At 37.8% G+C, this 14101-nt stretch carries 13 protein-coding genes; 4 read left to right on the plus strand and 9 right to left on the minus strand.

Translation table 11 applies throughout. The features are described from left to right. Window positions 1–6 precede the first annotated feature (6 nt). The 5 genes from B9Y81_RS10670 to B9Y81_RS10690 form a co-directional block, all read right to left on the minus strand. Entirely contained in the window at window positions 7–456 is a 450-nt protein-coding gene (locus B9Y81_RS10670; protein WP_085536915.1) for a cysteine peptidase family C39 domain-containing protein, read from the minus strand. After that, entirely contained in the window at window positions 453–1787 is a 1335-nt protein-coding gene (locus tag B9Y81_RS10675; protein WP_085536916.1) for a glycosyltransferase, read from the minus strand. The genes B9Y81_RS10670 and B9Y81_RS10675 overlap by 4 nt, the downstream gene beginning before the upstream one ends. Before the next feature lie 6 nt (window positions 1788–1793). Next, window positions 1794–2810, minus strand: coding sequence for a 6-bladed beta-propeller (locus B9Y81_RS10680; protein WP_085536917.1), 1017 nt, complete (start codon window positions 2808–2810; stop codon window positions 1794–1796). Window positions 2811–2965: 155 nt separating this feature from the next. Further along, a complete protein-coding gene (locus B9Y81_RS10685) occupies window positions 2966–3181 on the minus strand; it encodes a hypothetical protein (protein WP_085536918.1) in 216 nt (71 codons plus the stop codon). Window positions 3182–3380: 199 nt separating this feature from the next. Next, window positions 3381–4262 carry a DUF1573 domain-containing protein gene (locus tag B9Y81_RS10690; protein WP_085536919.1) on the minus strand — a complete coding sequence of 294 codons (882 nt, stop codon included), beginning with the start codon at window positions 4260–4262 and terminating at the stop codon, window positions 3381–3383. Window positions 4263–4807: 545 nt separating this feature from the next. Here B9Y81_RS10690 and uvrA point away from each other — a divergent pair. Then, the gene (gene uvrA / locus B9Y81_RS10695; protein WP_085536920.1) at window positions 4808–7591 is read left to right on the plus strand and encodes an excinuclease ABC subunit UvrA; all 2784 of its coding nucleotides are present in this window, start codon (window positions 4808–4810) and stop codon (window positions 7589–7591) included. A gap of 94 nt (window positions 7592–7685) precedes the next feature. After that, complete coding sequence (locus B9Y81_RS10700; protein WP_085536921.1) at window positions 7686–8027, plus strand: TIGR04076 family protein; 342 nt, start codon at window positions 7686–7688, stop codon at window positions 8025–8027. 28 nt (window positions 8028–8055) lie between these two features. Here B9Y81_RS10700 and B9Y81_RS10705 read toward each other — a convergent pair whose 3' ends face one another. The 3 genes from B9Y81_RS10705 to B9Y81_RS10715 are packed head-to-tail and all read right to left on the minus strand — an operon-like array spanning window position 8056 to window position 11298. Further along, window positions 8056–8298, minus strand: coding sequence for a hypothetical protein (locus B9Y81_RS10705; protein WP_085536922.1), 243 nt, complete (start codon window positions 8296–8298; stop codon window positions 8056–8058). Between the two features lie 52 nt (window positions 8299–8350). Next, a complete protein-coding gene (locus B9Y81_RS10710; protein ID WP_085536923.1) occupies window positions 8351–10099 on the minus strand; it encodes a T9SS type A sorting domain-containing protein in 1749 nt (582 codons plus the stop codon). Window positions 10100–10152: 53 nt separating this feature from the next. After that, window positions 10153–11298: a DUF6051 family protein gene (locus B9Y81_RS10715; protein WP_085536924.1), complete on the minus strand. Its 1146-nt coding sequence runs from the start codon at window positions 11296–11298 to the stop codon at window positions 10153–10155. Window positions 11299–11474: 176 nt separating this feature from the next. Between B9Y81_RS10715 and B9Y81_RS10720 the strand changes: the two genes are divergently transcribed. Next, window positions 11475–12323, plus strand: a complete 849-nt coding sequence (locus B9Y81_RS10720) for a LytR/AlgR family response regulator transcription factor (protein WP_085536925.1) — start codon at window positions 11475–11477, stop codon at window positions 12321–12323. Window positions 12324–12610: 287 nt separating this feature from the next. Here the strand turns inward: B9Y81_RS10720 and ybaK are convergent, their stop codons facing one another. After that, window positions 12611–13087 carry a Cys-tRNA(Pro) deacylase gene (gene ybaK, locus B9Y81_RS10725; protein WP_085536926.1) on the minus strand — a complete coding sequence of 159 codons (477 nt, stop codon included), beginning with the start codon at window positions 13085–13087 and terminating at the stop codon, window positions 12611–12613. Window positions 13088–13225: 138 nt separating this feature from the next. Here ybaK and B9Y81_RS10730 point away from each other — a divergent pair, with 138 nt between their 5' ends. Continuing rightward, window positions 13226–14044 carry a head GIN domain-containing protein gene (locus B9Y81_RS10730; RefSeq protein ID WP_085536927.1) on the plus strand — a complete coding sequence of 273 codons (819 nt, stop codon included), beginning with the start codon at window positions 13226–13228 and terminating at the stop codon, window positions 14042–14044. The last annotated feature ends 57 nt before the right edge of the window (window positions 14045–14101 follow it).

Genomic DNA, 14101 nt, shown 5'->3' on the forward strand with positions numbered 1-14101 from the left:
TTGATCTTAAAATAAAAACTTTCTTTTAAATAAATTTGTAGGCTCTATATAAAGTATAAGACGAGATTCCCATAACACATCCATCTCGTCTTCTCTAAATTCCATTAGCCCCCAAGATGGTACACCAACCAAGAAGAAATTTCTATTAAATCCATAGCATACTACAAAATCATATTCACCCCAATCATTTCTTACATGCAAAATTACCGGATTGGGAAATTTTTTGAGGTTGTCTATTGTCGAGCTTCCAGTTTTTGTACTTAATCCTATTGTTTCTGCTGCTTTTGCTAAATCCGATAGCAGGGTAATTCCGTTCGTCGTTTTGCTGGCGGATAATAAATAAGCGGGGTCTTTATATCCTTTATGGTATTTTATAATTGAAAGCAAACACATAACTCCTGAAGACGGAATATCCCGGAATACAAATGTCTTTCGAATAAAATTAAATGATTTCATCTCTCCTGTGTATAAATGGGTGTGCTTTCATTCAGAATCTTTTCTTTCATAATAGATGAATTCTGTTTATAAACAGCATGATTTTCTAAAATTTGGACTATTTTCTTTTCAATTTTTCGGGAAGAATCCCATTTGATACGGGCTCTTAACCCTAAATTGTGATAAACGACTCGTGCGGAATTTCCGAGTTGATCCGTTTTTAGCGACATAGGGCAGACAAGCATAGGCACCTCCTTTTCTATACACTCTGCAATACTGTTCATTCCACCAAGTGTAATCATCAAATCACAATAAGTAAGCAAATGCAACTGAGGTACTTGTTGGAACACATACATATTGGATGGAAGGGGAAGTAAATAGGATGTATTGTGACACTTTCCCACAGATAGAATAAAAACAAATTGAGGATTTCGCAGGCTAATATTTCTGATTTTATTAAAAATAATTTTAGAGCGTTTTTCAAATCCCCTAACAGTCCCTGAAGCACAATAAATAATTTTTGTATCCGGACGCTTTTGTTTTAATAAATGAATGTTCTTTATTACTTGTAAATATCGTTTGTTAAGGATATACTCTTCCCTTTTCAAATCTACTCTTGATGGTGCATATTGGCACTTTGGTGGATACTTACGGGGAAAATCAAAACTTGCCGGAGTCATTGCCAAAATTTCAACATCTTTAATACCTATAACAAAAGGGCGTTTTAAATCAAGTTTTTCGTTATAGGGGAAGTTGTATTTAACAAATAGCTTTTTATATATAGAAAAGTAGTCTTGGTTAAACAGTAACACTGAAAAAAAAATATTTCGCATTTTTCTTTTTAATGTTATTTCTTTCCATGCAAGACATATCCTAAGTTTTGAAAAAAAAGTTTGTTTAGGAATAAGACCGGAAGTAAAAGGAGGAACCCACGGATCGTAAAGAGATAACGGCATTGTTTCTACTGATATGACAGGGATTTTTAGATTATGATACAATGCAGTGCGCATGGCACATTGAGCATCCAGATATACAAGATCAGGAGATAATTCTTTAACTTTATTCTCCCAATCAGCTATTTTTCTAAAAAAAACATTCTTCCTGTTTTGAGAAAATGCTGAAATTAAACATTCCAGAATAAAAAGCATTCCTTTTATTCGTAGTTCCTGTTTATCAGGTTCTATAGGATAATCCTGTATAACACACTCAAACCCTCTGCTCTTTATCATCGTTTCATGCTCTTTTTCTGCACAATAAACAATCCGATGCTGTTCTTTCAGTGATTTCGTCACAAGTGCAAAACTCGCGTTGAGATGTCCAATTGCAGGATATATGTCGAATAATATAGTCATGGAATATTAATCAAGTAAGTCTCCTAAATCCAAATATCCAAACTGAATATCATCATCCATACTCATGATAATCCGGTGATTGTCCTTGTCATAACAAAATCTTGCGATTTGATATCCTGTCTCTAAGGTCTTTAGATAATTACCCTCTAAATCAAAAATTATGAATTTAGTAGGAGAAATCGTTTTTCCATCTTTGGTAAAACTTTTTTCTCCTGAGTAGAGGGCTACGATTCTGTCTTTACAAAACTTGACAGGTCCAAAATGATCTATACCATGCGTTCTTGTATCCCAGTTAGGTCCATAAATATTATATTTTAAGTCTCCGTCAAGACTACATATCGTCATTAAATCATGAGGGATATAAGACTCCGCATAGATACCGTGTTCCACAGATATGCCAAAATAAATGCGTTTCTTTTTAACATCTGGGTGAATCGTATAATTCATACGTTTTATTTCACCGGTTTTCATATTGAATTTTCCAACAACCGGGATGAAATTATTAGTGCCAATGGGTTCTACAATTACGCCAATGGATAAGGTGTCGTTAATGTATACGTAATCCCAAGGAAATAATTGTTCACTTAATTCCATTTTTTCCACAGGTAGGTATGCCGGATCAGTAATTACACTGTCTAGGTCATAACTAAAAATTTTGTATTTACCTTCATCTGTTACGTAAAACTTACGATTTACTTTGTCTTCTACTATATACGCGATACGTGCAATTTCTCCCGGTCCTTGTCCTTTAAGTCCGGTACTAGTTATATACTCGAAATTTTCTTTGTCAAAAATATGTATTAATTCGTTGGCAGCTTTGTAGTCTTCGATAAATAAATAATTATCAATTATTGATAACCATGAATAATTGTTGATGAGGAGATCCTCTATCACTATCTCTTTTATTTTGTCACTTACATTAATAATATTATTTCTGTTGGCTTGGCGTTTTTCCGTTGTTGGGTTTGATGAACAACCCCAACAAAAAGTGATGATTAGGAATAAAAATGCTGATTTATTCATGGTTTATAATGTTTTAGTATTACTAAGTATGTTCATTTAAATGATAAATATATATTCAAAATGTTTAGAGATTAAAAGAATGCTTAATCTCTAAACATCTACTTTGATGTTATATTATGCATATTATAAGAATATAACATAATACAAAATTTACATTACCATCCACCATATTCCTTATAACCACTATAGGGACCATTGCACCAACAACCACCACCATTAGCGACACAACCATTTGGGCAGTCAGCCAATGCTTCAGTATTAGTTGCTATTAACTCTGTTACAGAAACTTCGTTGATACTCTTGTTTGCATTAAATCCTATAGCTGCTGCTATAGCCGCAAAACATCCTATTGATAAAATTTTTTTAATCATGTCTTTTCTTTTTTAAGTTATTGATTCGAATTAATTTACATTCACAAAAATGAATTAAACTCGTGGGAATTTGTAATTCCTATTTCTTTTTACACAATTCTTCTTACTTTTATGCACCTCCTTTCTTATTAAGGGGTAGTTGGGAGAGTTTGCTTTGTGGTTCGAATGCATAAGGCAAAGCTCTCCTTTCTTTACCCAATTATTCTACTCTTCCTTTAATTCTTAATTTTATAGGGTGTGTTGTATTACATTTCAGCATGATTATCTCGTTAAAAAAACCATTATCCTTTGGTTTCATTGTTACTTCTACTACTGTAGTTTCATTCGGCTTGATGGGTTTTTTCTTGAATTCCACAGAGGCACAACTACAAGTTGTACTTGTGGTTATTATAACAAGCGGTTTGTCTCCTGTATTTTTTACTTCAAAGAACTGTTTCTTTATTTCACCGACCTTCATAATCCCCATATCAACCTTAATAGGACTTACTTCTGCTAAAGTTTTGTTATCTTCCTTTTCATTAACCGTATCATACGTTTCTGATATTTGTTTGATATACAGACTTCTAATATCTACGCTATGAACAGGATTACCAATTACTAAGACTTTGTTGTTCTTGTCTAACAATAATGTATGAAACTGGGGGAGGTTCGGAAAGTTATTTAACTTATTTAGCTCACCTTTAAAATCTATACAAGTAGGAGTATCAAATAAATCGCGTTTAAAGAATTGACACAACTCATTATAATCTTTCGGATGAAAGAAAAACAGAAAAGGAATTTCCCCATTGCTAATCGAATTTGTATATTCGATTAATTCCTGCCATTTTTGCAATTGCAATTTACAGTCTATACATCCTGTAGAGTCAACATAAACCAGTACCTTATAGTTGGATTGAGGTATAGAAAAATCAACTGTATCTTTACCATAAAGAGTGAAGATTGGGCGGTTTGGAAATTGGATTTCTTTACCATGCCATTCTTTAACCAGTTGGAGTAATTCAGTATTATTTTTTTGCTTTTTACATGACAAACATGTAATTAAAAATAAAATTAGTATAATAAACGAATATGGCTTTCTCATAGTTGTTGGTTTTAAAGGGAAACAGACCCTTAAATGTAATTATTTTTCAATCAATCTATCAGAAATAACATTATTTAACCCAATAAATTATCTACCGCATTAACACGAGCGGGAATAAGACTTAATAGACTGTCTATCAATATTGATAAGGGTTTTGATTCCAAAGAATTCAGAGAACTCTTTTCTAAGCCAGAACCAAATAACATTTCCGGGCAGTAGGCAATGTTTTTCTTCTTTTTAAAGTTAAAAACACGGTCTGATCTTCTGCTTTTAGACGGATCTTCAAATAGCTGATAATCACAAGGTTAGTTGGGACGAAAAACATAAAGGTTATTTTTTGAAATATAAAGGATATCTTTTTATTTATATAGTATTGTAAAAATCGACCTCAGATTTAAGGCTGAATTTGAATTGTTAATTTGTTTCAGACCAACGGGTATGGCAACTGGGATATTTAATCTAAAATCGGTGAATCGGTAAAAAAAATCGATGTGAAAGATTTCGTATCTTTGCAAATTCAAAAATGAGAAGAACGGGTACAGGTTATGGCAAAAGAGAATAATATCCTTATTAAAGGAGCCAGAATTAATAATCTTAAAAATATTGATGTAGAGATTCCCAGAAACAAATTGGTGGTGATCACCGGACTTTCTGGTAGTGGCAAATCGTCTTTGGCATTCGACACGCTTTATGCGGAAGGGCAGCGGCGTTATGTTGAGAGTCTTTCTTCGTATGCACGCCAATTCCTCGGTCGGATGAGTAAACCGGAATGTGATTATATTAAAGGAATTCCGCCTGCCATAGCTATTGAGCAAAAAGTAAATACCCGTAATCCTCGTTCTACTGTCGGAACTTCTACTGAAATATACGAATACCTCCGCCTTCTTTATGCCCGCATCGGAAAAACAATTTCTCCGGTTTCGGGTGTTGAAGTGAAAAAACATCAGGTCAGCGATATTCGCAATGAAGTACTCGCTTTTCCCGAGGGAACGCGCTTTGCTGTTTTCGCTCCTGTTATTCTCCCCGAAGATCGTTCTGCCAAAGAGCAGTTAGAGATTTTACAAAAAGAGGGCTACAGTCGTTTATTAATTAATGAAACGGTTTATCGTATTCAGGAGGTATTGGAAAACACGTCTCTTCTTTCTGAGAAAGAAATCGAACTGGTTATTGACCGCCTTACTATATCGGATGATAAAATATTGAAAAGCCGGTTGGCCGACTCGGTAGAGACCGCTTTTTTTGAAGGGCATGGTGCTTGCAGTATCCGGATTTACACGGAAAAAGAAACCATTATTAAGGACTACTCAAAGAAATTCGAGGCAGACGGAATAACATTCATGGAGCCTACAGATATGATGTTTAGTTTCAACAATCCATTAGGTGCCTGTCCGAAATGTGAAGGGTATGGCAAAGTATTGGGGATTGATGAAGATCTGGTAATTCCCGACAAAGGACTTGCCGTATTTGAAGGGGCTGTGGTTTGCTGGAAGGGAGAAGTAATGGGTGAATGGCTGAAAGCGTTTGTGAAAGCGGCTACGGATTTCCCGATTCATCGTCCTTACTATGCCTTGTCCGAAGAAGAGAAAGAGTTGTTGTGGAATGGTTCAAAGCATATTCATGGAATATACGATTTCTTTAAATTCGTAGAGGAAAATCAATATAAGATACAATACCGCGTGATGTTGGCACGGTATCGGGGAAAGACTGTTTGTCCGATGTGCAAAGGCAGCCGGCTAAAACCGGAAGCGCTCTATGTAAAAGTAGGTGGACAAAGCATTGCGCAGTTGGTTACGCGTCCGGTTACGGAGGTTAAAGAGTTTTTCGACCAGCTGGAACTAAGCGAAACCGATGCGGCTATAGCCAAACGCCTGTTAACGGAGATAAACAGCCGGTTGCAGTTTCTGATCGACGTAGGGTTGGGCTATTTAACACCGGATCGCCTTTCGTCTTCTCTTTCGGGAGGAGAAAGTCAACGCATTAACCTGGCCACATCACTTGGCAGCAGTCTTGTCGGTTCTTTATATATTCTGGACGAACCAAGTATTGGATTGCACTCAAGAGATACGGATTTATTAATTAAAGTGCTTCGCCAATTGCAAGGATTAGGAAACACGGTTATCATTGTTGAACACGACGAAGAGATTATCCGTGCTGCCGATTATATCATAGATATTGGCCCGAAAGCCGGTCGCTTAGGAGGCGAAGTGGTTTACCAGGGGGATATTACTAATTTAAAGAAGGATAGTAACAGTTATACGGTGAAATACCTGACGGGTGAAGATCGCATCGAATTGCCTTTGTATCGCCGTCCGTGGAATAATTACATCGAGGTAAAGGGAGCCCGCAAAAACAACTTGCAAGGGGTTACCGTTAAGTTCCCATTAAACAGCATGACTGTGGTTACGGGAGTAAGCGGATCAGGCAAGAGCACATTGGTTAGAGACATCTTTTACACCGGTGTAAAAAACTCGGTTGAAGGCAACGAACGTGCCAGTGTTGACTGTTCTGCGATAGACGGTGATCTTAAATTAGTTAAGCAGGTTGAATTCGTTGATCAGAATTCAATCGGTAAAAGTTCGCGCTCTAATCCGGTTACTTACATTGGCGCCTACGATGAAATCCGTAAACTATATGCTGAACAGGCGTTGGCTAAGCAAATGAACTTTACGCCTGCTTTTTTCTCTTTTAACAAAGAGGGTGGTCGCTGCGAAGAGTGTAAAGGAGAAGGCAAAATTACCGTAGAAATGCAGTTTATGGCTGACATTACGTTGGTCTGCGAGGCTTGTCACGGCAAACGCTTTCGTTCGGATCTGTTAGAAGTAGAATATCAAGGCGCGAATATTTTTGATATTTTGGAGATGACCATCAATCAGGCGATTGAGTTTTTCGGCGTAAAGCAGGGCAATCAGGAAAAGAAGATTGTAAAGAAGTTAAAGCCATTGCAAGACGTAGGTTTAGGTTATCTGAAATTAGGGCAAACCTCATCCACACTATCCGGTGGAGAGAATCAACGTGTTAAGCTGGCTTATTATTTAGGGCAGGAAAAACAACAGCCTACTTTATTCATTTTTGACGAACCAACCACAGGTCTTCACTTTCATGATATAAAGACATTATTGAAAGCCTTCAATGCATTGCTCGACAACGGACACTCCATCGTTATCATTGAGCACAACATGGACGTGATTAAATGTGCCGATTATATCATCGACCTCGGACCGGAAGGTGGTAAGGCCGGAGGTAACCTGGTTTGCGCAGGTACACCGGAAGACATCGTGAAATGTCCGGATTCATACACCGGTCGTTATTTGAAAGAAAAGCTGGGATAATAAACATACTGTGGTTGAATAATTTACGATTGCTTGTTTCTCCTCAAAGTTTTATATAACTTTATAGGTGTAGAACACTTTAAAGCTATACATTATGGATAAAGCAGATATCAAATACCGCAAATGTAAGATCACGGTCATTCGCAGAGAATACTATCAGGATTTGGCAGATCAATATCTTGCCGATCCAACTGTGGGGAAATGTCAACTATTCAAAGAAGGGCAAGAGTTTATCGTTGACAACGAGAACTATTTCTGCATGATGAACGGTAAATTTTGTTCAGAAGCCTGGGCTGCCATCAGCCATTATGTTTATTCAGCAATCAACGGCGGATCAATCATGCGCGGTTGGACTAACGACGAAAAAATGATGATAACATGCTGTAATGATGGAGTCCGTCCGGTTATATTCAAACTCGAAAGAATAGACGAATAACTCACTTTGTAACCGGGGAATCAATCGGTTATTCCCCTTTGGCTGATTCTTGTTTATTTATTTTATCCTCATTCTCCTTGCGCCATTTATCTCGTATTTTGAGTCGTCTGATCTGGACTATGCGGAGGATGATTGTGATAAAGACTGTGCCTCCCAATACCATAAAATAGCTTTTAAAGTCTATTTGGGGATTTTTATCGGGATGGAAAAGCACGCCCATTACTAAAATGTAAATGCACAAAAGAGCCGTAGTTATATTTATCTTCTTCATATTTAACTATATACTTTCTACGGCTCAAAGATACGTGTTTCCTTTTACTCTTCTATCGGATAAACTTGTATTCCTTTCGTCTGTTTTGCGTCTGCAAAAGAAGAATATAGAATCCTTGTCGTTCAGGCAAGGCAATTTGTCGGGATTCTCCTGCTGCGAACTTTGTAACAAAGACTTGCCTTCCGTTCGAATCAAAGAGGGTAACGCTTCCTTTTTCCGGAGCATTCGTAATTGAGAATGTTGTTCTTTCTATTTGGTAGTTTTCCTTATTCAATGTGGAGGTATTGTTTATCGGAGTATCTACTGCCGGTTCGGATATGTTTGCACGCAAAGGAAGCATTCCCGACAAAGTAACGCTATTCCCATCATCTTCCGTTGAGCCAATAGCCAACGAAACACTTTGTTTGGCTTTTAGGAAAAAGGCCGAATAGGGAGGCAACGTATAATTTCCTTCCAAGGGTATTGGTGTATAGTTTTCGCCATTAAAAACATACACGTATCCATCCAGAGCAGGATGGTTCAATTCACGGATATGTAATGGAGCAGGAAGTGGATTTCCACATAAATACCAACCTCCATGACTGTTGTTTTCATCGACAGTGTAAGGTATATCGATATCAAGTTGGCCGCTTCTGCCAAATGTAGGAGGGATAGCTCCTGCACGAGAGGTAAAACGGATGGTTGTAGCACTCGCATTTTCATCAACGGCCAACAAATAGCCTTTATTCTTCTCAAAAACGGGAGAATTTCCCCATGAAGTAGCCGCGGGCAAAACATTCCAATTACTTCGAATAGTCTGTTCGTTATTTCTGGATGCTCCATCATAAGTCAGGGCATAGATAAAGTTTCCACCTTCGTTGGGCGTATCATCTTTTAGCGTAAAACCACTATCTATACCATCCGCGTAAACATCAAAAGGGAAAGAGATAAAATACCAGGCTCCCTTTTCAGGAAATGTACGGCTAATACTCAATTGCCCGTTTATCAACAACTCGCCTTTATTTTGAATGCCGGAGGATGTTTCATGGATAGTCAGTTCTTTCAAACTAAATGTCTTGTTTTTCGCAATACTCAGCCCCCCTTTCAGGTCAACAAAGTCACAATGTGTATCAGTGGCAATCGAAGCCTCACCTTTTACCAGCGCATGTCTGTGACGTTCGGCCGGCAGATGCGACCAGGCAGTTGTGTCATCCCAACGACTTTTCCCTTTAAAAAGACTATAGAGGGGTATGTTGCCAAACAGATAAACACTATCAAGGCAATAATAACCGTTTTTTGTAGTAGCAGTGGGAGGTTGCACTTTAAAATCAATAGCATGCACCGTTCTGTTTATATTCGTATGCTTCAGATTAAAATCAACATTATCAATTACCACTTTGGCTAAAACAACGGTATCTGTTTTCTGAGGTTCGTAGAGTACAACGCTTAAGTTTTCATTTTTCATCAACTTTTTGCCTAAAGATGAAATTCCTCCTTTTACAGATTGATGCGAGGGAGAATAAACTTCAGAAAAAGAGATACTACTGCCCAATTCCAGCTTCATTAATTTATGCTCATTCGCTTTTGACAATCCTACGGTTGAGGCATCTATTATCGCGTAATTTCCCTTCAGGGTATAGGTCCAATTTTCTGTAATGCTATTTTCAAATCGTTGCATGCGAAAGGTATCACTCACAAGTACTGTATTATTTGTACTTACAAAGGATTCCCACTGATCAGGAAAAAGAGTTTGAGATTGGAGAGAAGGGCATAAGCCGATAAGCATAGCTATACAGGCCATTGCAGTAATGTTTTTTTCCATAGTAGAGTTTTGTCATTAAATTTAATGACGCAAATTTAAACAAATGCTTTGAATTACAAAAAGGCAGCGGCTTCTCCGAATGTCTGCTTAAATGAGCGATTTATCAGTTCCGGATCCGTCTTTCCTGTCACAGGAAAAGGTACTTGATGGGAATAAGCGAATGGAAAATCAAACTCCTTTACTATTTTTGCAGACACTTCACCTAACGCGGAAATAATTCCGGCCGTAGGCATTACTATATCATTTTTAAGCGAAATGGCCCTTACCCGATCACAAGCACGCCTAAAGAACGATTCCCGGTATTCGGTCAGCACATCCGGCCGTATCATAGCTTTGAACGCTTCTTCCAAAAAATCATTTTTAAACGATACCGGAATGTTTAACCGCTCCAAAAAATCATGCCTGAAGTAATATTGTAAACGGTCAAAAGCGTCCTTATCCAGAATATCCCGCGCGTTACCGTTCATTTCACTGAATATCGAGCCACCGCAAAACATGAATAATCGGGTATCAGAAAACATATCACTTGGATTAGCTAAAAGCAGCACTTGTGACAGTAAAGCTCCGATTGAATAAGCAAACAAATTAACAGACGTATTTTCACTGAATAGGGGATGTTCGCCATTTTTAATCTCATGCACCAACTGACAGAGATTGTAAACCGACTCACGCCCGGATGCGTAAAAACGCAAAGGATGACTGGATATCCGACTGCTAAGTGCAACATTTGCAAAGGTGGAATTACACAGGTCGGCTACTTCCTGTTTACGATGAGCAGCCCAAGGCATTGTTTCACGTGGATTACACCACGCACTTGGTGTACGGTTCATGTGAAACGCTATCGGAAATAGAATAACCGGCTTTCCGGTCGAAATGGCAAGGGTTTCTGCCCATGTCAGGTATTTCTCCCATGTACGTTCGTTTAATCCATGCAACAGAATAATGGCTTTATCTCGCCGCTTCCTCCCATTCGGAGCAAATATGGTGTACGTAAATGATTTGTTTTCCCTGATATCATTATCAGTCACCGGACAAAAATTAACTGTGGGCAGTTCCTTCTGGAAATTATGTATTTCCGCAGCTCCGTCTGTCTGCGTAAATTGGTAAGGGATTATCTCCAGGTTACTATCTGCGATGGTTGTTCTCCTCTCATAAGAGAACAGCTGACTTAAATATTTGGTCCGTAAAGCGATGTCCATGACTGTGCGTTTTTTATTGTTGACACAAACAAACAACAGAGTTTGGTTATTTCAAAAAAAATGGTTCCTGCACCCTCCGTAAGGGGCGAAAAGACGTATGCAGGGGCGAAATTCCGATATACGGGATGAACGTCAAAAGGAATATATGTACCTTTACCGGAAAAATGAATAATTCCATGGGTGTACTTGCAAACAATATCCCTTCTTATATTTACGAGAAATCGAACATCATCCGATTGATCTTATTAACTGCTTTTTTCGCACTTATATTTATCAATATATATAAGCCGTTCAGTTCCTCCAATTGGTATGCGGTGTCCGAATTTAAGTTTTTTGTTTTCTCGAGCCTCATCATTCTTACGGGTGTATTAGTGGTGGTGATCAGTCGTATTATTATGTATTATTGGGGGAAGAGGCACAGTATCAGCAACAGTAGTTATGCGATTTGGATAATATTGGAGATTTTCTTTATGTCGTTATTCTATACCATATACACGATTGTGTTAAACCCCGAACGAGAATACTTAGCCGTATTCAAAGAATCAGCGATCAATACAAGTCTTGTCTTGTTGTTGCCTTACTCGGCCATCCACCTGTATTTTTCATATAAGGAAAAAGAACGTTTGCTGAAAATGCTGGCGGAGGAAAGAGAAAAAGTAGCCGAACAACAGCAAGTTTATTCTTTTTATGACGAGAAAAACGAATTACGCCTCTCTGTAAAAAGAACCAATCTGCTTTATATAGAATCCGCAGACAACTATGTGTGTATCTGGTATCTGAACAAAGGAAATCTAACGAAGTTTATGCTCCGAAATTCTCTTAAAGCAATAGAAGAAAGCCTGGCAGACACAAACATTATGCGGTGCCATCGATCTTATATGGTTAATTTCGATCAGGTGAAAGTAATCCGTCGCGAAAAGGATGGTATTTACATGGAACTCGGGATTGACAAAGTTCCCGACATCCCTATTTCAAAAACCTACAGCGAAAAAGCAACGCATTGGTTTACCTCTTATTCGTCTTAAAACAAGTTCAGAAAGAATCCCGGTGGTGTATCTAATTAACAATTCAATTTCTTCTTAAAACAGTGCCGTTTTTTTTCAATACTATACATTTGAAAAAATATCCTTTATATTTTTGAAAATAACCTTTATTTTTCGAGAAATAACCTTTATGTTTTTTGAAAATATAAGTCATTGATTTACAGCAATGTATAAGACCGGATCAAAACAGTAAATAAAGCCCGTTTTTTAACTTAAAATATGCAAAAACACGAGTTGCGAACCTGATATTTCACTTGTTCATTAAAACATTAAGCGGTCAGATCGCCAACCACTGCGCGAACTTCTTTTATCAGATCGTTTGGCGCAAGATGAATTTGCAGTCCTCTCAACCCCGCGCTTACATAAATCTGATCATAAGCAATGCAAGTATGATGTATATAAGTCGGGAAATGTTTTTTCATACCGATAGGGCTACAGGCACCACGTATATAGCCGGTGGTAGGCAGTAATTCTTTCATCGGGATCATGTCGCAGTTTTTATTTCCGGAAATCTTTGCGGCTTTCTTCAAATCCAACTCTTCTGCACCGGGGATAACACATACAAAACAGCCGGTTTTATCGCCTTTCAGCACCAATGTTTTAAAAACCTGGTCTACCGGCTCGTTCAATTGCTCGGCAACATGAGTCGCACTCAGGTCGGACTCATCTACTTCGTAAGGAATCAGATTGTAGTTAATCTTTGCTTTATCTAATAATCGGGCAGCGTTAGTCTTTGTTATTTTCATTTTATCCAGCTAAAAGTGGTTGCTAAAATACGTATTTTAGGAATATCTTGAAAATTTTCCCGGAAAAGTGAAACCAAAACATAACTTCGTACGTCTTACTTATAACTGAATGATACAAACAATTAAAATATAAACGATATGAAAGCAAAAGGATTATTTTTAGCACTGTGTTTAGTGGTAACTTTTACGGCAACCGCCGCGAATATCAAGGGGAATGGAAATGTTATTACCAAAGAAATCAGCGTTGGTGATTTTGAAACGATCGAAAGCGGAGGGAATATATCTTTTGAAAACAGGGGATTAAATTTCAAGAAAAACAACAGACACAAACTTAATTACAGTCAGCAAAAAGGGAAAAGCACACTGAACATTACGATGGATGAAAATCTATTTGCTCATTTAGACATTCAATCATCGAACGGAAAACTGTCTATCAAAACGAAAAACAGAGACAAATTGATTGCTACCGAGTTTATATTACAAGCAAAATCAGAGAATCTACAGAAGGTAACTTTGTCCGGAAGTATGGATTTCATAGCAGAAACACCATTAAAGTCTGATTACCTGAGCATATCCGTCAGCGGAGCAGGAGATGTAATTATGGATAAACGTGCCGATATAGCGTCTGTTCTCTTTACAATCAGCGGCGCGGGAGATGTAAAGGCATCCAATCTACATTGCACAAAGTTTGAGGCAAAAATTTCAGGCGCAGGTGATATAGACCTTAAAGGAAAAACAGACAACGCCAGATTCGTTGTTTCGGGCGCAGGTGATGTTTCAGCTTATGACTTCAAGGCCGAAGACGTTTTCGCTTCCGTTACAGGAGCAGGAGATATTAAAGTATATGCCGGTAAAACGCTTAACGCATCTGTTTCAGGCATAGGCGACATTAATTATAAAGGTGACCCTCAGGTACAGTCGAAAAAGTCCGGAATGGGTTCTATTAAAAAGAAATAATTTTGTGCTGCTTTTATTGTAACCTTTCTTTATCTTCGTTAGTCCTATAAACAAACA

Origin of the sequence: Massilibacteroides vaginae (genome assembly GCF_900178525.1) — a bacterium.
Classification (GTDB): Bacteria; Bacteroidota; Bacteroidia; order Bacteroidales; family Tannerellaceae; genus Massilibacteroides; species Massilibacteroides vaginae.